The 18,817-nt window shown below is 40.4% G+C and carries 19 protein-coding genes and 1 pseudogene; 2 read left to right on the plus strand and 18 right to left on the minus strand.

The window, feature by feature from the left end:
• Nucleotides 1–4 precede the first annotated feature (4 nt).
• The 11 genes and pseudogenes from CVT17_RS07330 to gap form a co-directional block, all read right to left on the minus strand.
• Nucleotides 5–682 carry a DUF4272 domain-containing protein gene (locus tag CVT17_RS07330; RefSeq protein ID WP_230853278.1) on the minus strand — a complete coding sequence of 226 codons (678 nt, stop codon included), beginning with the start codon at nucleotides 680–682 and terminating at the stop codon, nucleotides 5–7.
• A 42-nt stretch (nucleotides 683–724) separates the two neighbouring features.
• Nucleotides 725–2,068, minus strand: a complete 1,344-nt coding sequence (locus CVT17_RS07335) for an FAD-dependent oxidoreductase (protein ID WP_107858531.1) — start codon at nucleotides 2,066–2,068, stop codon at nucleotides 725–727.
• 128 nt (nucleotides 2,069–2,196) lie between these two features.
• Nucleotides 2,197–3,678: a TonB-dependent receptor domain-containing protein gene (locus tag CVT17_RS07340; protein WP_230853279.1), complete on the minus strand. Its 1,482-nt coding sequence runs from the start codon at nucleotides 3,676–3,678 to the stop codon at nucleotides 2,197–2,199.
• A gap of 15 nt (nucleotides 3,679–3,693) precedes the next feature.
• Entirely contained in the window at nucleotides 3,694–4,194 is a 501-nt protein-coding gene (locus CVT17_RS09365) for a TonB-dependent receptor plug domain-containing protein (RefSeq protein WP_230853280.1), read from the minus strand.
• Between the two features lie 432 nt (nucleotides 4,195–4,626).
• Nucleotides 4,627–4,827 (minus strand): annotated as a pseudogene (locus tag CVT17_RS09370) (DUF2625 family protein); the annotation flags it as partial.
• A 21-nt stretch (nucleotides 4,828–4,848) separates the two neighbouring features.
• Nucleotides 4,849–4,992: a hypothetical protein gene (locus tag CVT17_RS09375; RefSeq protein WP_230853282.1), complete on the minus strand. Its 144-nt coding sequence runs from the start codon at nucleotides 4,990–4,992 to the stop codon at nucleotides 4,849–4,851.
• Nucleotides 4,993–5,078: 86 nt separating this feature from the next.
• A complete protein-coding gene (locus CVT17_RS09380; RefSeq protein ID WP_230853283.1) occupies nucleotides 5,079–5,231 on the minus strand; it encodes a DUF2625 family protein in 153 nt (50 codons plus the stop codon).
• Nucleotides 5,232–5,367: 136 nt separating this feature from the next.
• The gene (gene fabI / locus CVT17_RS07350; RefSeq protein ID WP_087577534.1) at nucleotides 5,368–6,186 is read right to left on the minus strand and encodes an enoyl-ACP reductase FabI; all 819 of its coding nucleotides are present in this window, start codon (nucleotides 6,184–6,186) and stop codon (nucleotides 5,368–5,370) included.
• A gap of 436 nt (nucleotides 6,187–6,622) precedes the next feature.
• Entirely contained in the window at nucleotides 6,623–7,303 is a 681-nt protein-coding gene (locus CVT17_RS07355) for a triose-phosphate isomerase (protein ID WP_107858532.1), read from the minus strand.
• Complete coding sequence (locus CVT17_RS07360) at nucleotides 7,300–8,502, minus strand: phosphoglycerate kinase (RefSeq protein ID WP_107858533.1); 1,203 nt, start codon at nucleotides 8,500–8,502, stop codon at nucleotides 7,300–7,302. Before CVT17_RS07360 ends, CVT17_RS07355 begins: the two co-directional genes overlap by 4 nt.
• Before the next feature lie 16 nt (nucleotides 8,503–8,518).
• The gene (gene gap, locus CVT17_RS07365; RefSeq protein WP_107858534.1) at nucleotides 8,519–9,517 is read right to left on the minus strand and encodes a type I glyceraldehyde-3-phosphate dehydrogenase; all 999 of its coding nucleotides are present in this window, start codon (nucleotides 9,515–9,517) and stop codon (nucleotides 8,519–8,521) included.
• Between the two features lie 79 nt (nucleotides 9,518–9,596).
• Between gap and nadD the strand changes: the two genes are divergently transcribed.
• Nucleotides 9,597–10,478: a nicotinate (nicotinamide) nucleotide adenylyltransferase gene (gene nadD, locus CVT17_RS07370; protein WP_107770781.1), complete on the plus strand. Its 882-nt coding sequence runs from the start codon at nucleotides 9,597–9,599 to the stop codon at nucleotides 10,476–10,478.
• Here nadD and CVT17_RS07375 read toward each other — a convergent pair.
• A complete protein-coding gene (locus CVT17_RS07375) occupies nucleotides 10,462–11,445 on the minus strand; it encodes a YeiH family protein (RefSeq protein WP_107776311.1) in 984 nt (327 codons plus the stop codon). The two genes, nadD and CVT17_RS07375, sit on opposite strands and share 17 nt — an antisense overlap.
• Nucleotides 11,446–11,548: 103 nt before the next feature.
• Between CVT17_RS07375 and CVT17_RS07380 the strand changes: the two genes are divergently transcribed.
• Nucleotides 11,549–12,484: a sugar transferase gene (locus tag CVT17_RS07380; RefSeq protein ID WP_107858535.1), complete on the plus strand. Its 936-nt coding sequence runs from the start codon at nucleotides 11,549–11,551 to the stop codon at nucleotides 12,482–12,484.
• A gap of 92 nt (nucleotides 12,485–12,576) precedes the next feature.
• Here CVT17_RS07380 and argS read toward each other — a convergent pair whose 3' ends face one another.
• Genes argS through gpmI form a run of 6 tightly spaced genes read right to left on the minus strand, consistent with a single transcriptional unit; the run spans nucleotide 12,577 to nucleotide 18,783 of the window.
• Entirely contained in the window at nucleotides 12,577–14,160 is a 1,584-nt protein-coding gene (argS, locus tag CVT17_RS07385) for an arginine--tRNA ligase (RefSeq protein WP_107770784.1), read from the minus strand.
• A 9-nt stretch (nucleotides 14,161–14,169) separates the two neighbouring features.
• Nucleotides 14,170–14,391, minus strand: a complete 222-nt coding sequence (tatA, locus tag CVT17_RS07390; RefSeq protein WP_107770785.1) for a twin-arginine translocase TatA/TatE family subunit — start codon at nucleotides 14,389–14,391, stop codon at nucleotides 14,170–14,172.
• A gap of 50 nt (nucleotides 14,392–14,441) precedes the next feature.
• Nucleotides 14,442–15,053, minus strand: a complete 612-nt coding sequence (gene gmk, locus CVT17_RS07395) for a guanylate kinase (protein WP_054197076.1) — start codon at nucleotides 15,051–15,053, stop codon at nucleotides 14,442–14,444.
• Nucleotides 15,054–16,496 carry a Highly acidic protein gene (locus tag CVT17_RS07400; protein ID WP_107858536.1) on the minus strand — a complete coding sequence of 481 codons (1,443 nt, stop codon included), beginning with the start codon at nucleotides 16,494–16,496 and terminating at the stop codon, nucleotides 15,054–15,056. It lies immediately after the preceding gene.
• Between the two features lie 57 nt (nucleotides 16,497–16,553).
• Nucleotides 16,554–17,315: a flagellar biosynthetic protein FliR gene (fliR, locus tag CVT17_RS07405; protein ID WP_103600644.1), complete on the minus strand. Its 762-nt coding sequence runs from the start codon at nucleotides 17,313–17,315 to the stop codon at nucleotides 16,554–16,556.
• A 4-nt stretch (nucleotides 17,316–17,319) separates the two neighbouring features.
• Nucleotides 17,320–18,783: a 2,3-bisphosphoglycerate-independent phosphoglycerate mutase gene (gpmI, locus tag CVT17_RS07410; RefSeq protein ID WP_107858537.1), complete on the minus strand. Its 1,464-nt coding sequence runs from the start codon at nucleotides 18,781–18,783 to the stop codon at nucleotides 17,320–17,322.
• Nucleotides 18,784–18,817: the final 34 nt, after the last annotated feature.

Below are 18,817 nucleotides of genomic sequence, written 5' to 3' on the forward strand. Positions count from 1 at the left end.
AAATTTACGTATTTAGATCAGGGTGGTCCCAAGCGTTAAATTCAGCTCTTAAGTCGTCATTTTCCAAACCTTTGCAACATAGCCACTCAAGCCCTGCACGTCTTTCCATAACGACCTCTTCGTCAAGTCCAGCAACCTTTTTGCCATTTATCCTTGCGTCCACACATGCCCAGTGATAACGATAAACTAGGTCAAGTTTGCTTAAAATTTCATCCAAACTGCGCGGTTTTGAGCGGTTTTTGAGCCCACCCTCTCTAAATACATTCATCACAAAATCACAGTCGCAAATTTTATCCATCTTACCGATATCTTCAGCTATGCCAAGCGCCCAAAGCAAGATCCAAAGCGACTCATATTTCCAGCCCATATTTACGGCCAAATTTATATCGGCTCTACCCTCTACGACCTCTTTTTCTTTTACACTTAGATCGCCATAAAAATCGCCCAAAAAGTCTTTAGCCCAAGCTATTTCATCTTCACTTAAGTGGCCATTGTCGCGGATAGTGCAAGCACACATGATCGCTGTAAATGAGCAAACCGCACGAGCAATGATCTCGTCAATGCTTCTTGGCGTAACTTCACTATTGTCATACCTTAGTGGCAGACTCTCAAGCACAGCCACACCCTCTTTTTTTAAAATTTTTATACTCTCATCTTTTCTTTGTTGCGCTGTTTTTGGCATATCCGCACCTTTTTTAAAAATATCAAACACTCCCATTTTTATTCAAAAAAACTCAGCGTTAAATTTCTCTTCGTTAAAATTTTTACCTAAAAATTTACAGGCTTCGATCATATCAGTTCTTGCTATTTCAAAACAACTAGTAGCCCCAGGGCTTGGAGTCATATTAAAACTTATGCCCTCGCCTGTGCTTATCTTGCCCTCGCCAAGCTCAAGGCACTTTTTATTACGGTCGATAACTTGCGGTCTTACGCCGCCAAAATTTATAGCATAGCTTAGGTCATTTTCACTTAGGCTTGGCACGATCTTTCTAGCGTCTTTTACAAATTCTTTTTTATTGATAAATGGCACTTCAAATAAGAAATTTCTTAAAATATAAGATCTGATGTCGCTATCTTTTAAGAGATTTGTAAAGACTTCAAAGACATTTTTATCAAATTTTAGGCATTTACAAAAGTCAAAAAAGCTTGAACAGCCGTGGTATCTCTCTAGTTTTGGTATGACTAGGGCTGTTGGTCCAAAGCGAGTGTTTCCATTAGCTAAGATATCTGGATCGCCGTGAAGCGCGGCAAATGGTAGCTTATCGTTTTGCACCATATAAACTTTGCCATTTAGCAAGCGTTTTTTTGCGAAATAAAAGCTTCCAGCAACGGGCAATGTGCTAAGATGAAGCCCATAACCCATTTTGTGAGCCAAAAATAGCGAATGCCCTCCAGCATCTACTACGACGTAGTTTGCAGTGATCACCTCGCCATCATTTATCTTTATGTGAAATGTATCGCCAGCCTTTTTTATATCAGTTACTTCTGAGTTTAGGCTGATCTCATAGCCATCTCCGCCTAAATTTAGCGCATTTTGCACAAGTGAGTTTGCTAAGCCACCAAAGTCCATCGTCGTAAACTGCCCATTTTGCGTGCCTATGGCGATGATGTTTTCTGGCCTCTCATTACCATTTGCGTCAAAAACGACGTTTGGCTCGATCTGTTTTAACTTCTCTTTGTCATAAATTTCAAGGTAAGGAAAAAGCTCTCTAAAACTCTCATATCTTTCTTTCATGCGCTCTACTTCGACATCTCCGATAGCTAGTGCCATCTTTTGATGAGCGAACATATATTTACCATCAAGATTGTATTTTAGAGCATATTTTACTGGCATATTTGCCACACGAGAGACTTTTTTTGCCTTTTCTAGTGTATAGTTTGTCTCAATATCGCCACAATGAATGGTTTGTGAGTTGCCTTTGCCGTTTGAATTTAGAGTAGCTACGCCGTCATATTTTTCTAAAAGTGCGACCTTCTTTATATCGCTAAATGCAGCCAACTCATAAAAGAGCGCCGTCCCACTAATACCTGCTCCGACAATTACCACTTCAAAGTGCTTCTGCATCATTTTTTTCTCCCAAAAAGTTTAGTTGTCAAAATGATACTATATTAATTTTAAAACAAACAGCATGGTGAAAAAAGCTAGAATTTTTATACAAAAGAGAAATTTGGCAAGGTTCTCACCTTGCCTTGAAGTTAAAATTTATAAGATACGTTTACTTTGAAATTTCTACCTGGCTCCCAGTCTACGAAAATTGGCTTGCCTGTATATCCAGCTTCTCTTTGAGACTGCGAAGCATAAGTTTTATTAAAGAGGTTATAAATTCCAGCATTTATCTCTAGCCCTTTAAACTTACCGCTGCTTGGCGTATAGCTAGCGTAGATATCGCTAACTGCGTAGCTTGGTATCTTGACATTTTTATCATTGCCAGCTGAGACGGTATTTTTTGATGCAAAGTAGATTAGGTTGTAACCTATTAGCGTATCAATGCTAGAAAATGCATACTCTGCGTTAAATGTATATTTATCGCCCTGATCGCGGTAGCCGATGACGTTTGAGGTGTAGTAGCCGCCGTTTGCTTTAGCGACCCTATCTTTATATTTTACCTTTTGATGAGTGTAGCTAGCAGCTAGGCTCAGCGCGTCTAAATTTAGCCTTGCAAGTAGCTCAACGCCGCTTATGTCTGCCCCGCCAGCATTTTTTCTAATCATTATCGGATTTGTTCTACCACCTGCTGCGTTATTATCGACTATTAAATTTTTATATTTTGTCATGAAATATTTTGCAGATAAGCTATATGAGCTAGCTTCATTTATATCGCCGTGGTATTTAAGACCAGTTTCGTAGCTGTTGCCAGTTGTAGGTTTCAGATCTTTGTTTGCTTCCCAGCTTCTGCTTCCACCTGCCATCATCAACTCCATAACGTCAGGCCCTCTAAAGACTCTTGCATAGCTTGCAAATGCGTTAAGTCCTTTAAGGATCTCATAGTCAAGCGCAAGCGCCGGGGTAAATTCATCAAATTTATAGGTATAACTCTTTACGTTTCCGGCTCTACCATCATAGCTTTTTAACTCGTGGCGAGTGTATCTGATGCCAGGAGTAACGGTTAGCGAGCCAAAATTTAGCACGTCTTCTGCGTAGATTGAGTAGTTATTTACCTTTTCAGGATAGTTATTATTCGGCTTATTAAAATTTTTACTTTGATAAAACTCGGCTCCGTATCTAAGCGTCTGCGTCAAAGCGCCGGTCTCAACTACGCTTTTAGCCTTTGCATTTATGCCGTTTGTTTTTACGCCTAAAATTTTTAAGACTGGGTCATCTTTTTTATGCTCGGTATTGTATACCGTTACGTCTAAATTTAGAAGATCACTTGGTTTATACTCGTATTTTAACGTTGTAGTATCACGCTCATATTTGCGGTTGTCAAAAGCATTTGAATCATCATACCAGCTACTAAATTCTGCTCTTAAAGGATAAATGCCTTTGAACTCATTATGCTCTCTTGAGATAGAAATTCTATGTGCGTCAAGGAAGCTGTAACCAAGCTTTAAAAGATAGCTAAGATCGTTTCCATCGCCACCTATCCTTCTTTTGTTGCCACTTTTGCCGTAGTCGTAGCCTTTGTGATTAATAGCGGCTATAAAATCAAGCCCCTCAACTGGAGCAGTAAATAGCATAAGACCTTGTGAAAATTAGCTGTTATTTGAGGCGTATCCTGTTTTTATCTTTGCGCCGATGATCTCGCCGCTTTTTAGCAAGTCTTTTGCATCGACCGTTTTAAAGGCGACCGAACCACCAAGCGCGCCTGAGCCATTTACCACTGATCTTGAGCCAACCTCGACATCAACGGCTTTTATAAGATCAGGATCTATAAGCAAGTCAGCGTTATGGTGAAATGTATTTCCGTTTTGCTTCGCGCCATCTATCGTGATATTTAGACCGCGGTCGCTAACGCCCCTCATATAAATTTTTTGGTTCATGCCGTTTGTGCCGCCCACATAAACGCTAGGAATATCTCTCATCACGTCTTTTACTAGGCCGGCGTTTCTAGTTGAAATTTTGATGTCATCAACGCCATATCCGCCACTGCTACTTGTTACCTTAACTCCGTTTAATACGCTCTCGTCTGCCCCATTTGCACAAACTGCTATGCTTGCTGCAAGAGAGAGTTTAAACAAGCTTTTAAATCTCATATTTCCTCCTAATTTGGTTATTAAAATTACTATTTTAATTTTATAGCATAATTTTGAGATTGAATATTATAATTTTAAGTATAGATTTTTGATAAATTTTTGAGTTTCTAGATAAAAATATAAACTATTTTTAAATTTTAATTATCTAATGAAGTAAATAAATATCGAAATAAAGGACTAAATTATATGATTTTATCAAGGTAGTAAATAAGGTTAATTTTTAATAGAAAAAGTCTTATAAGTATAAAAATTCTTAAATTTTGTAGATAATTTTTATCAAGAAAGGCTTAAGAAATCTAAAATAAATTTTACTTTTTTAGCGCTCAGAATTGTTTTTATAAACACTCTTAAGTAGATTATGAAAAAATTTTATAAATTTTAAATAAGATAGAGCAAAACTCTTGAATCTAATGGAAGCATCATGCAAATTTATTAGACGCTCTTAAAGACAAAATTGAAATATTCATTCATGCAAATACTATCTTTTTTCATATCTTTTAGTCTTAGCTTTATGTCGACGCCTTGCCAAACTATCGGCAGTAGTACAAATATTATCCTATCAAGACTAAAATTTCTCACATCCTCACACCAGCAGTCCCAGCGATAAAGCTCGTAAAATTTAGATATGTCGCCACAAAGCGACCATTATAAAAACTATGAGTAGTCAAGCTGTGTATCCTCCCATTTGCCAATTCTGGTGCGTAGTAAAACGTTGCCTACTTTACCACCAAAGGCGACGCCATTTAGCAAGAAAAATTTATCCAAAATAACGTTTGTCACGAGTAAGTTGCTAGGCATATGCTCTTCTTCACTAAAGCTCTTTCAAGATTAAATCTATAAATTCCATACTTCATCTGCTCGCATCCTGGGACAAGCAGGCACAGTCAACCTCCATTCATCACGATGCCACCATACCTATAAACAAGCGCATCCATCGACGATCGAGTGGCTACTTGAAGCCTAAAAAAAATCGCTCTTTGCGCCCTGCCCTCATCAAGAGACAAAATTCCATAGTCGTTTTGGTCTCTTTTAGCCACTCCTTGATCAGTGCCCAGCCTGGCCTATTGCGTCTATAAGCTCATCTAAAGCTCATTTTGTATGCACTTGCGGTAAATTTAATGAATTTTAAAAGAAGAGTTTGGCGAGTTACCCCGCCAAATTTGTATTAGTAGATTATTTTGCGTCCCAAGCTAGGATAGTATTGCCCTCGGCATCGGTAGCCACGTCGCCCATGCCCATGATGTTATAGCCGCAGTCTACGTAGTGAACCTCGCCTGTTACGCCGCTAGCTAGGTCGCTAAGTAGATACATCGCGCTGTTGCCGACGTCTTCAGTCGTAACGTTGCGTTTTAGCGGGCTATTTACTTCGTTATAGCGTAAAATCATCCTAAAATCGCCTATTCCGCTTGCAGCAAGCGTTTTGATAGGGCCTGCGCTGATCGCATTTACGCGGATATTTTTAGCGCCAAGGTCGTGCGCTAGGTAGCGAACTGAGCTTTCAAGTGCTGCTTTAGCGACGCCCATTACGTTGTAGTGAGGTACAAATTTCGGTCCGCCTAGATATGTGAGCGTAAGCACCGAGCCGCCTTCTTTTAGCACCGGTAGCACCGCGCGAGTAAGGCTTAGCAGCGAATAAACGCTAGTGCCCATCGCGATGTCGAAGGCCTCTTTAGTTGTGTTTACAAACTCACCCTCAAGCGCTTCTTTCGGTGCGTAAGCCACTGCATGCACAACAAAATCAATCTCGCCAAGGTCTGCTTTGATGCGATCCGCAAGACCGTCTAGGTGAGCGGGGTTGTTTACGTCGAGCTCATAGACGAATTTGCTACCAAACTCCTCTGCGATTGGCTCTACGCGTTTTTTCAGCGCATCGTTTAGGTAGGTAAACGCCATTTGCGCACCCTGGGCATAACAAGCTTCGGCGATACCGTAAGCGATGGATTTGGCGTTAGCGACGCCGACGATTAGGCCTTTTTTGCCTTTTAAAATCATTTGTTCTCCTTTTTATTAAAGCTACTTAACTTTTTCTACTTCATAAGCTTACAGCTACAAGCAGAGTTATTTATCTTTCGTTAAAATTTTAAAAGCAATACTCAAAAACTATATGCTTACTCTGCTTATTTTTTAAATCCTACCTTGACTAAGCGAAAAATCCTTCGCAATTTGACTTAAAATTCTATTAAATTAAAATTTGCAAAATTTCGCAAAACGCCAAATTTTAAATGCAATTTGATAGCGGCAGTATCGTAAAGCTAGACTAGGCGACTTAAAATTTTGCAATCCAAATTTAACAAAACGTCAAATTTTGAATATAAATCGACAAGCGGAAATATCGCTAGGCGGATTTAAATGTTTCGCAGTAAATTTTGTCCCAAGACTAGGCACATAGCCTGTCACAGAGCGAAATTTACAAAATCATTTAAAGACGTCAGCGAGATGACGCGCTAATAAGTTCCAAGAAACCAGAAGCGTCCCAGCTTGCCGTACCTACTAGTACTCCGTCGCAGTTTTTAATACCCGCTATCCCGCCGATATTTGCGACATTTACGCTTCCGCCGTAAAGTAGCGGCGCGCTCGTCTGCTCGCGGATGAAATTTAAAACATTCTTGATTTGCTCCGCACTAGCGCTCTTGCCCGTGCCTATCGCCCAAATTGGCTCGTAGGCGATCAGCAGCCTCTCGTAGCCAAGGTTGATATTTTTTAGCTGTTCGGCCAGAAATTCCTTCGTGCCGCCAGCTTCGTTCACGCTCAAATTTTCGCCGATGCAGTAGACGATCTGCCAGCCCGCCTTTACGGCAAAATCAAATTTAGCTCGCAAAAGCTCCTCGCTCTCGCCAAGCTCGCGCCTTTCGGAGTGCCCGATCAGCACGCTTTTTACGCCAAACTCGTCCAGCATCGCCTTACCGATCTCTCCGGTGTGAGCGCCGCTTTCGCATGGGTAGAAATTTTGCGCACCGAGTTTAAATTTATGAGTCGCGAGATCAAGCGCGCTAAACGGAGGAAAAACCGTCACGTCGTCGTTTGCGCATAAATTTGCGTCTAAAATTTCAGCGTATTTAGTAAAGCTCGCTCTGGTGTGATTGCACTTTAAATTTGCTAAAAACCTCACTCCGCAACCTTTCTAAGCGGTTTTATGCCGGGTAGTTCCTTGCCCTCGATGAGCTCCAGGCTAGCACCTCCGCCCGTGGAGATAAAGGTCATCTCGTCAGCATCTCCCGCGCGCTCGACGACGTCGGCCGTATCGCCGCCGCCAACGACCGTAGTAGCGTGAGTATCGATGATAGCGTGGCTCATTTTGATGCTACCCTTGCTAAATTTATCCATCTCAAAAACGCCCATCGGCCCATTCCACCAGATGGTTTGCGCGTCGGCGATGACCTCTTTAAAGAGCCTAATAGACGCCGGTCCGATATCTAGCCCCATCCAGCCGCTAGGTATTTCTTGCGCGGGGACAAACTTCACGGCGCTTTCTGCCGAAAACGTCTGAGCCGCGACGACGTCTACAGGCAGGTAAATTTTAACGCCAAGCTCCCTGCCCTTGCGCAAAATTTCTCGCGCGTCCTCGATGAGATCTTCTTCAAGTAGCGAATTTCCGATATTTTCGCCCAGAGATTTTAAAAACGTGAACGCCATACCGCCGCCGATTATCAGCTTATCCACGCGCGGAAGCAGGTTGTGCAGGGCTTGTAGCTTGCCGCTAACCTTACTACCGCCCACGACCGCCACAAACGGACGTGCCGGGTGTTTGATGAGATTTTGAGCGAAATTTATCTCTTTTTGTAGCAAAAATCCCGCCGCCTTGTGCTTCTCGTCGTAAAATTTAGTGATCGCTTCAACCGAGCTGTGTGCTCTGTGGCAGACGCCGAATGCGTCGTTTATGTAAAATTCGCCAAATCCTGAAAGCTCTTTTGCCAAAGCCTCATCGTTTTTGGTCTCGCCCTTTTCAAAGCGCAAATTTTCAAGAAGTAAAATTTCGCCCGGTTTTAGTGCGGCAACTTTAGCCTTGGCATCCGCTCCGACGACGTCCTCGGCAAATATCACGTCTCTATCAAGCAGCCTTGAAAGCCTCTTTGCCACGCCTCGCAGCGAAAATTTCTCCTCAAAGCCGTTTTTGGGACGTCCGAGGTGGCTGGCCAAAACCACGCTGCAACCGTTATCCAGGCAGTAGCGGATAGTAGGGATCGCCGAGCGGATACGGCGGTCGTCGGTGATGTTTAAAAACTCGTCCATCGGCACGTTAAAATCGCACCTAACAAATACCTTCGCGCCACCCAGCTCAAGGTCGTTGATCGATAAAATTTCACTCATTTTTCATCCTTTAAATTTACTTCGTAGCTACGATCTTAGCTAGATCCACAAGCCTTGTCGAGTAGCCCCACTCGTTGTCGTACCACGCAAAGACCTTCACCATATCATCAGCTATGACCTGCGTAGTGTCGCTCGCCACGATGCTGCTGTACGCGCTCGTGCAAAAGTCGCTACTAACCCTATAATCGTCATCGACAAATAAAATTCCCTTCAAATTCGACTCAGCAGCCGCTCTAAACGCCTCGTTTATCTCCTCTTTGCTGGCTGGTCTTTTTAAAACCGCCGTTAGATCGACCATAGAGACGTTAGCGACAGGTACGCGGACCGCTTGACCGTGCATCTTGCCGTTTAGCTCGGGAAGTACTTTTGCGATCGCCTTTGCGGCTCCGGTGGTCGTAGGCCCAATATTTAGAGCCGCAGCGCGCGAGCGGCGGAAGTCTTTAGCTTTTACGTCTACTAGGCTCTGTCCGTTCGTATAAGCGTGGATCGTGGTCATAAGCCCTTTTACGATGCCAAATTTATCGTTTAGCACCTTTGCGACGGGTGCTAGGCCGTTTGTGGTGCAGCTTGCATTTGAGACGATCGCTTCACCTGCGTATTTGTCATCGTTTACGCCGACTACGAACGTCGCCGTGTCGTCTTTTGCCGGAGCGCTCATGACGACTTTTTTGATACCGCGAGCTAGGTATGGCTCACATTTTTCGGTGGTCAAAAACTTGCCCGTACACTCCAAAACCACGTCTGCGCCGTAGTCTGCGTAGCTAAGCTCGTTTAGATCTCTTGTTGAAAAAACTCTTATCTTTTTACCATTTACTTCTATAAAATCGTCGCTTATCACCTTAACGTCTTGCTTAAATTCGCCGTGCACGCTGTCGTATTTGAGCAGATAGCGCGTCATGTCGCGCGTCGCCGTGTCGTTGATAGCGACAAGCTCAACATCGTCTCGCTCTAAAATAATACGAGCAGCGCACCTGCCGATACGCCCGAAGCCGTTTATTGCTACTTTAACTGACATCTTAGCTCCTTTTGATATAATTACGCCTAATTCTACAAAAAAGAATTTTAAAACAAATATAAACAAGGCACTTTAATAGATGAAGTTAGCACTTTTTGGCGGGAGCTTTGATCCGGTTCATTTAGGACACGATAGCATTGTGAAAATGGCACTAAGTGGCCTTGATATCGACAAGCTCATCATCATGCCAACTTTTATAAGCCCCTTTAAGAGTGAATTTTCAGCTCCGCCAGAGCTTCGCCTAAAGTGGATAAGAGAAATTTGGGGCGGCCTAGAGAAGGTCGAGATCTCAGACTATGAGATAAATTTAGCTCGCCCAGTGCCTACCATAGAGACGGTTAAGTATTTGTATGAGAAATTCAAGATAGAAAGATTTTATCTCATAATAGGCGCAGACCACCTAGCCACACTTGATAAATGGCATGGCTACGAGGAGCTAAAAAGCTTAGTGCAGTTTGTGATCGCCAAGCGCAATCACATAGAAATTCCACGTAATTTACAAAAAATGGACGTGCACGTGGATGTTAGCTCGTCGCAGATCAGGCATCAAAAGGGGCTTGATGAGCTGCCTAGCAAGATAAAAGATGAAGTTATAAATTTTTACCAAGGATTAAAAATGCAAGAGAGATCGATGCAAGAGCGCACCGAAAGTATAGTTAAGGTTTTAGATGCAAAAAAGGCTGAAGAGATACAAGTGTTTGATATGAGTGGAGATGATTATTTTGTAAAAGCCGTAGTTATCGCTACAACGCTTGGCGAGAGGCACGCTTACTCGCTGGCTGAGGATCTAAAAGAGGAGCTTAAGCCTATTGGAGAGAAATTTATAGGCACGGAGAGCTCGCCTGATTGGATCGTGATGGACCTTGGCGACATTTTGATACACCTTTTAAGCCCAGCCTACAGGGCAAAATACAACATCGAAGAGTTTTTGCAAAAGCTAAAAACTAGCAAAGAGTCTTAACAAAAATAAGCGAAGAACAAATAAGCCATAAAAATATAAAAAATGCTAGCAAAAATGGCTTTTTGCCCGTCGCTTTAAATATACTCCTATCTATCCCAAATCCCAAAGCACACATAGCAACACAAAGGCATATGCTAGCGGTTAGCTTTAAAATTTGTACCAAATTTTCGGGGAAAAATGGCAAAGATCTAACGCAGATCGCCACTAGGAAAAATAGCGCAAACCATGGTATGCTCTTTAGCTTTGAGCCGCCACTATTTTGGCTTAAATTTAAGAAATTTAGCAAAAACAAAAATGGCACAAGCATGATGACGCGAAGCATTTTTATGATGACGGCGGTGCTACTTGCTGCGCTGTCAAATGCCGCTGAAGCTGCGACTACGTGGGCTACTTCGTGAAGTGAGCCGCCGATAAAAAAGCCAGTTTGGTGTGGCGTGAGAGCTAGAAATTTAGTGATAAATGGATAGATAAACATGCCGATCGTTCCAAAGAGCACCACCGTGCAAATGGCGATAGCAAGCTTGTTTGCGTCTGCTTTTATCTCATTTTGTGTAGCCATAACAGCAGCTGCACCGCATATACTTGCCCCTGAGCCAATGAGCACGGCACTATCCTTGCTAAGCCCCAAGGCTTTGGCTACAAAAAGCGCAAAGCAAAAGGTCGCAAATACCATAAAAGCTGCATATATCACGCCAAGAGTGCCGACACTTGCGATCTCGCTAAGGCTTATATTAAAGCCAAAAAGTATGATACCAAGCCTTAAAATTTGCTTCCCAGCGATCGCTACGACGCCACTACTTTTTAAAATTTGAGTCTGTTTGGTAAAAAGATTTGCAAAAATGGCGCCTAAAATGATGGAGATGATGAGCGGATTTGTGTGAAATTTAGCTAAAATCGTGTTTGAGAGCGCAAAAGAAATGGCAGAGATCAGCGCTAAAACAAGCACAGCAAGAAATTTATGAGACATATTTTAACCTTAATCTATTTTTTAAAAATGCAATTAGCACGTTTGGGTATAATTAGGCGAATTTTATAATGCAAATTTAAAATAAAGATAAAGGGATAGGACTATGATCATCCTTGGCGAAAAATATGCTTTTACCAGCCTAGAACTAGAAAAGCTTAGAAAGAAATTTGGTCAAGTAAATTTTTTATCCCATGAAAATAGCGACGCAAAAGCCTTGCGAAGCGCACTAGAAAATCTCATAAAATCAGGCGATCAAAGGCTAATCGTGCTAAATACCGCAAAGCCAGTTGATGGCAAATTGGTTAGATTTCTCACGCTTTTGCAGTTTAAAACGAAGTATAAAAAGATAAAATTTCTAAACGTAGAGAATTTTTTAGAAATTTATCTGCACAAATGTTATATCCCAGAAAATGGTGAAAATCTTAATTTTTTAGATGAGATAAGGCCTTATGGTGCCTTTGCTTACGCACTCAAGCGAATGATCGATTATGCTAGCTGCTTGATACTTTTTATCTTGCTTTTTGGCCTAAAATTTTATGTAAAAAGAAAGATAGACGAGCAATCGCCTGGAAGTCTTTACTTTTTACAAAGTAGAGTTGGGCTAGATAACAAGGAATTTGAGTGTATAAAATTTCGCTCGATGATGGAAAATGCCGAGAAAGATGGGGCAAAATTTGCTAGTGAAAATGATGAGAGAGTGTTTGAATTTGGCGAATTTATGCGAAAAACTCGTATAGACGAGGTGCCGCAGTGTATAAATGTCTTTCGAGGACAAATGCATCTGATAGGTCCAAGGCCTGAGCGAAGACACTGGATAAATTTCTTTGAAAAAGAGATCCCTTACTACAATGAACGCCACATCGTTCGCCCAGGGATTACTGGCTGGGCGCAGGTAAACTACCCTTATGGCTCAAATACACACGACGCCAAACAAAAACTAATGTATGATCTTTACTACATCAAACACTGGTCGCTTTGGCTGGAGATAAAGATCATAGTAAAAACTATTGCAATTGTATTTGAGAAAAAAGGTGTTTAAATTCTCAAGAGCATCATGAGTTTGAGATATTTTTAAATAAACATTTTTTTCAAATTTAATTTTGTTGCTTTTAGCCAAAATAAATGTAAATTCTACATCCTATCTTTAGCTGTAATTCCCATTATATTAAATGCTGTTTTTATCGAGATAGCAACGACTGCAAATACCTTTAACAGGCTATCTTCGTTTTCATTTCCAACCACACGGTTTTCGTTATAAAATTTATGAAAACTAGCAGCTAGTGACTTCAAATAGTCTGGGATCTTTTGAAGCTGTCTTGAGATAAAAGCATCCTCTAAAATTTCGGGTAAGATTAGCGCCTCAAAAAGTAAATTTTTAGCATTTTCATCTAGGCATTCAAAATTTGCATTTATCACGTCACAAACGTTTTTCCCAGCCTTTGCGAAGACTTGATTTATCCTAGCATGAGCGTAGTTTATATAAAAGATAGGGTTTGAGCTATCCTCTTTTTTAAGCTCATCCACGTCAAATTCCAAACTACTTGTGTTTGCTTTGCTTATAAAGATAAATCTAAGCGCCTCAGCACCGATCTCGCTTGCGATATCACTCATTAGCACGGCATTACCAGCGCGCTTGCTCATCTTGTATGGCTTGCCCTCTTTTAGCAGGCTAACCATCTGCATAAGTATCACTTCAAGCTTGTTTTCATCGTATCCAAGAAAATTTATCGCAGCCTTAAGCCTTGCGATATATCCGTGGTGATCCGCGCCCCAAATGTTTATGTAGTGGTCAAAATTTCTCTCAAATTTAGCATTATGATAGATAATGTCGCCAGCTAGATATGTTGGTCTGCCGTCATTTCTAACCACAACCCTATCGTTATCATCGCCAAGCGTAGTCGAAGCGATATAAGTAGCGCCCTCTTTTTCATACATTTGATTTGAACGTTTTAGCTTGTTTATAGTTGGCTCTAGGCCGTCATAAAGAGCCTTTTCACTAGCCCAGCTCTCTATAAATATCCCAACGTCAGCTAAATCTTTTTTAATGATCTCAAGCACGATATCCTTGCCAAACTCGGCAAGTTCGAGGTTTCTACTCTCATCATAAAAAATTTCCTTGCTAAATTTCTCATTTGCAAGCTTGGCAATATCTAAAATATAATCCCCGCGGTAGTATTTCTCTGGATAGACGACGCTTTCGTTAAAAAGCTGCTCTTTTGCCGCAAGCGATATCGAAGTACCAAGCAGATCTATTTGATTACCAGCATCGTTTATATAGTATTCTGTTGAGATAGCATAGCCAAGTCTTTTGCCAAGTCTTGCCAAAGTATCACCATAAACTGCGCCTCTAACATGCCCGATGTGAAGCGGTCCAGTTGGATTTGCACTGATGTATTCTATTAAATAGCTATCTTTTTTCGCATCTTCTTTTGCAAAATTTTCGCTATCTAGCAAAATTTGCTTTGAAATTTCATCTAAAAACTCGCTTTTTAGCTTAAAATTTAAGTAGCCATTTACCGCACTAGCTTCAACTATTTTGCTATCACTAAATTTATCAGCAAACTCGCTAGCTATCATGGCTGGTGACTTTCTTAACTCCTTTGCTAGGCTAAAAAGTGGCGTAGCATAGTGGGCTAAATTTTTATCCTTTGGCTTTTCAAGCACAAATTCACGCTCCAAAACCTTTGAAATTTCAGCTTTTATTTTATTTTTCAACTCTAAAACCTATGCGTTTTTGGTTGTTTCTTCTATTTTTTGACCAGCAGCACTCTCGTCTTTATGCTCGACTTTCTCACTTTTTTCAGGTGTTGTATCTTCCATCTCAGCCTTAAAAGTCTTTATGCCTTTGCCTAGTCCTTTTGCAAGTTCTGGGATCTTCTTTGCTCCAAAAAGTAAAACAATAATCGCTAAAACAACTAGCCAGTGACCAATACTAAAAGAACCCATTTTTTCTCCTCAATAAATTTTTCAAAATGTTATCATAAATTCCTGAATTTCTAGCAATCTATCCACTCATCAATAACGCGTCTTAAGTCTATTTTCGTGCTTTTTAACCTCATCGCTCTAAGAATTGATTTTAGGCCTTTATAACTCTTTTCAATGTCATCATTTACCAAAAAATAATCATATTCTAAGATGTGCTCCATCTCGCCAACTGCGTTCATTAGGCGATTTTCTATCGTTTCGTCGCTATCAGTTCCGCGGTTTTTTAAGCGTTTTTTAAGCTCTTTTTTATTTGCAGTCGTGATAAAAACTGAAGTTATGTAGCTTCTAAATTTTTCAAGTGCGATGTGAAAGCCTTGCACGTCGATATCAAATATAACTATCTTCCCAGCCTCAAGCGCTGCTAAAACTGGTTTTAGGCTCGTGCCATAATAGTTTTTATGTACCTGCGCCCATTCTAAAAATTCGCCCTTTTCTATACCGCTTTTAAACTCATCTTCTTTTATAAAATAGTAATCCACTCCATCAACTTCGCCTTCTCTTTTTGCCCTTGTCGTGCTTGAAATAGAAAAATAAAGATCCTTCTCTTCCTTTAAAAGGCGACCCAAAAGCGTACTTTTTCCACTTCCACTAGGCCCAGAAACTACTAAAATTTGTCCTTGCAACTACTTTTCCTCAAAACTTATATTTATCTTTATGTTCATATCTTTTAGCACATCTCTTAGCGAGCTTTCGTTTAACGACTCATGGACGTGTTTTGTGATCTTTTTGGTTAGCTCTTCTTTATAGTCAGCATCGATTTTTGTTTCATCGCATGAGCTAGTTTGTGGAGCAATATTTAATCCAAATGCCGCTTGCATCGTATTTTCATCTATTTCTTCAATAGACGCTACATCAAAATTTAGGCTACCCAACGTCTCTTCTTTAAAATTTTCTTCTTCAAATACCTCATCTACCATACCTAGATCTTCTTGAGCAAGGACTTCTTCAGAAATTTCTTCATGATCTTCTTTGACTGGCTCTTTTTCAAGGTCTATATCTTCGTCTAAAGAAATCTCCTCTGTTTCTTTGGTAGATTCTTTATCTATATCTTCCTCTAAATTTTGACTAGCTTCATCTATCAAATTTAGCTCGCTGCTTTCAGGCTCAAAATTTTCATCACTACCAAAATCAGTCTCTAGCTCATCAAAATTTTCGCTATCTTCACTAGCTTCTTCGTTTAGCTCTTTATCCAAAGATTCGATCTCACTGAGCTCTTTTTTACTTTGGCTTATATCATCTACAAAATCTTCATTAAGCTCGGCAGTTTCTAAATTTTGAGAATTTTGCTCAACCATTTTATCAAGCTCGTTTTTCGCCTCTTCATCCGCCAAGTCGCTCTCGCCCATATCATCTATCTCATCCACAAGCGAACTAAGTTCATTAAAGTTATCACTATGCTCTTCTTTTATCACAGGCGGCTCATTATTTTGCTCTAAGGATTTATCCAGATCTTCTGAATCAGCCATATATTTGCTAGCTATGTCATTTATAATATCATCATCTATGAGTTCAGTGTCTGTTTCATCAAAACTGATATCTTTATCCTTTAAATCCTCGGTCTCTAGTTCACTTAGCTCCTCTTTTAAAAACTCATCATCTAAAGCCTCATTATCAAATTTATCTGCCTTATCATCTTCTTTTGCTAAATTTTCAAGCCCCATGTCAATTTCTGGAAGCTCAAAATTTTCTAAATCATCAAAGTTTTTATTGCTTTCGTCAAAGTCATTAAAATTTGCAGACTCATCTAGTCCAAGCTCAAGTTCTTTATCATTGTCAGTATCTTTGTTTTGCTCAAATAAACTAATAAATTCTGTTGGCAAAAAGGGCTTTTCAAGCATAACATCAGCAAAATCTGGCTTTTCACCGCCTCTAGGTGCTAGATACATTATCTTTTGATTTAAATTAACATCGCTGCTATCCATATCACTATCGATGATAATATAATCAAATTGATCTCCAACACTATTAATATCGTCAAATTCGCTATATTCTATGCCTAGTTTATTTAAACTTAACGTTATAAGGCGAGAAACTGCTGGGTTTTTGTTTACAAGTGCAACTTTCATAATCCCTCCTTGAAGAGCTTGAGGCTGTATTTTATGATAAATTTCATTGCTATTTACTTAAAAAAATAGTGCTGGCATATCGTTTAAAATCTGCACCATCATATCAGTTATGATTTTTATAATGCCAGCTAAAATAGCTATCAAAACCGAAAAGCCGATACTTACCTTAATAGGATAACCAACGACTAATAGGTTAAATTGTGGCATAGTTTTCATAAGCATGCCAAAAATAGCATCTGAAAGTATAGAAAGCGCGATAATAGGGAAAGCCAGAACAAATCCAAACATAAAAAGATTGCCAAAGAGCTTTAGGGCGTAGCTCATCACACCGCTTCTTGGATAAAAATCTCCAAGCGGTATAGCAGAAAGTGAAGTGGAATAAAACTGCAATATTAAATGGTGCCCATCAAGCATCAAAAATGCAAGAAGCGCGATAAAATTTAAAATATTTGCGATCACTGGTGAATTTGTACCGGTTTGTGGATCAAGCACTGAAGCCATCGAAAAACCCATAATCATCGAGATCTGCTCGCCAGCCATTTGAAGTATTGCAAAAACGATATTTAGCAAAAGCCCAGCGCAAAGTCCGAGCATAGCCTCACTTAAAATTTCCATGATCAAAAAATTTATAGCATGCTCATGAGCGTGAGATAATGGAAAAAGCACAATACAAAGAGCAAAAACTAGCAAAGTTTTTACGCTAAGCGGGATTTGATTGTGAGAAAAGAATGGAAAAAATACGATAAGCCCACTAAGACGTGCAAAAAGGAGCATAAAGGTTATGACTTTATCAGCTCCAAAAAACTCGACTAACTCCATTATTTTATATTAACGCCTCGTCCATCTCAGCTGGAATTTCAAGCCCCATGATCTTTAAAACACTAGGAGCGATATTATTTAGACCGCCGTTTTTTACTTTTTTTACGCCATCAGCCATCACAAAACAAAAGACATCATAAGTCGTGTGATTTGTCAGTAGCTCACCGCTGCTATCACGCATCTCTTCGCAGTTTCCGTGATCACTCGTGATGATCATCGCATAGTTTTTCTCTTTTGCCTTAGTGTAAATTTCTCCAAGAGCCGTATCTACTGCCTCTACTGCTTTTATAGCAGCCTCATAGTTGCCAGTATGCCCCACCATATCGCCATTTGCGAAATTTACCACGATGAAGTCTTGCTCGTCATCCATGCCTTTTAGTACGGCTTTGCAAACTTCTGCTGCGCTCATCTCTGGCTTCTCGTCGTAGGTTTTTACCTTTGGACTAGGGATTAGTACCCTCGTTTCATTGCTAGCTAACTCCTCGACGCCACCGTTAAAGAAAAATGTGACGTGGGCGTATTTTTCAGTCTCAGCCGTGTGAAGCTGCCTTAGTCCAGCCGCTGCTATGACCTCGCTTAGGGTGTTTTTTATCTTTTCATTTTTAAATAGCACTTCAAAATTAAAATTTGCGTCGTATTCGGTCATAGTAATTAGATTTTTGATAGCAAAAGGTCGCTCAAACTCGCTAAATTTCTCTTCGCCCAGAGCCTCGCAAATCTCTCTTACTCTATCATTTCTAAAATTTATAAAGATCACGCCGTCATCTTCGCCCATGCCCTTAAAGCCATTAAAGCTTGCTGGCTTTACAAACTCATCTGTCACGCCCTCATCGTAGCTTTTTTGTAGATACTCACTTGGCGATAAGCTGCTTAAATTTGCTCCATTTACCAAGCTATCGTAGGCCTCTTTTACACGTTCCCAGCGTCTATCCCTATCCATCGCGTAAAATCTTCCACAAACGGTAGCTACCTTAAATTTAGCCTCTAAGCTTTTTATGAAATTTATGCCACTATTTGGGCTAACGTCGCGTCCGTCGGTGATAGCGTGAGCAAAAACTTCGCAACCATTTTTGCTGGCAAGCTCACACATACCATCAAAATGCTCCATATGTGAGTGCACGCCGCCATCGCTATAAAGCCCTATGATGTGAATCTTTTTGCACTTTTTAAAAAGAGTTTTTAGGGCTTCATTTTCTGCTATAGAGCCATCAGCGAAGCTACGTGAAATTTTGACCAAATTTTGATACAAAACTCGCCCACTTCCTATGCACATATGCCCTACTTCGCTGTTTCCCATCTGCCCTTCAGGTAGTCCCACAGCGTTTCCAGATGTCTTTATGAGCGAGTTTGGAATTTCTTTAAAAAATTTCTCATAATTTGGCTTTTTAGCCGCCTCAAATGCGTTAAATTTACCGCTTTTATTAAATCCAATACCATCAGTTATTATTAAAATAGTTTTTTGACTCATTTTGAAAATTTATCCTTAATTTTAGATAATTTTT

Source organism: Campylobacter concisus (assembly GCF_003048775.2).
GTDB lineage: Bacteria > Campylobacterota > Campylobacteria > Campylobacterales > Campylobacteraceae > Campylobacter_A > Campylobacter_A concisus_I.

Bases quoted from the DNA above. Each gene is read 5' to 3' on its own strand.
- tatA (WP_107770785.1), bottom strand. From the start codon at position 14,391: ATGGGTTCTTTTAGTATTGGTCACTGGCTAGTTGTTTTAGCGATTATT.
- CVT17_RS07380 (WP_107858535.1), top strand. From the start codon at position 11,549: ATGATCATCCTTGGCGAAAAATATGCTTTTACCAGCCTAGAACTAGAA.
- CVT17_RS07335 (WP_107858531.1), bottom strand. From the start codon at position 2,068: ATGATGCAGAAGCACTTTGAAGTGGTAATTGTCGGAGCAGGTATTAGT.
- CVT17_RS07330 (WP_230853278.1), bottom strand. From the start codon at position 682: ATGCCAAAAACAGCGCAACAAAGAAAAGATGAGAGTATAAAAATTTTA.
- gap (WP_107858534.1), bottom strand. From the start codon at position 9,517: ATGTCAGTTAAAGTAGCAATAAACGGCTTCGGGCGTATCGGCAGGTGC.
- CVT17_RS07360 (WP_107858533.1), bottom strand. From the start codon at position 8,502: ATGAGTGAAATTTTATCGATCAACGACCTTGAGCTGGGTGGCGCGAAG.
- nadD (WP_107770781.1), top strand. From the start codon at position 9,597: ATGAAGTTAGCACTTTTTGGCGGGAGCTTTGATCCGGTTCATTTAGGA.
- fliR (WP_103600644.1), bottom strand. From the start codon at position 17,315: ATGGAGTTAGTCGAGTTTTTTGGAGCTGATAAAGTCATAACCTTTATG.
- fabI (WP_087577534.1), bottom strand. From the start codon at position 6,186: ATGATTTTAAAAGGCAAAAAAGGCCTAATCGTCGGCGTCGCTAACGCC.
- CVT17_RS07400 (WP_107858536.1), bottom strand. From the start codon at position 16,496: ATGAAAGTTGCACTTGTAAACAAAAACCCAGCAGTTTCTCGCCTTATA.
- CVT17_RS09365 (WP_230853280.1), bottom strand. From the start codon at position 4,194: ATGAGATTTAAAAGCTTGTTTAAACTCTCTCTTGCAGCAAGCATAGCA.
- gpmI (WP_107858537.1), bottom strand. From the start codon at position 18,783: ATGAGTCAAAAAACTATTTTAATAATAACTGATGGTATTGGATTTAAT.
- CVT17_RS07375 (WP_107776311.1), bottom strand. From the start codon at position 11,445: ATGTCTCATAAATTTCTTGCTGTGCTTGTTTTAGCGCTGATCTCTGCC.
- CVT17_RS09375 (WP_230853282.1), bottom strand. From the start codon at position 4,992: ATGCCTAGCAACTTACTCGTGACAAACGTTATTTTGGATAAATTTTTC.
- CVT17_RS07340 (WP_230853279.1), bottom strand. From the start codon at position 3,678: ATGCTATTTACTGCTCCAGTTGAGGGGCTTGATTTTATAGCCGCTATT.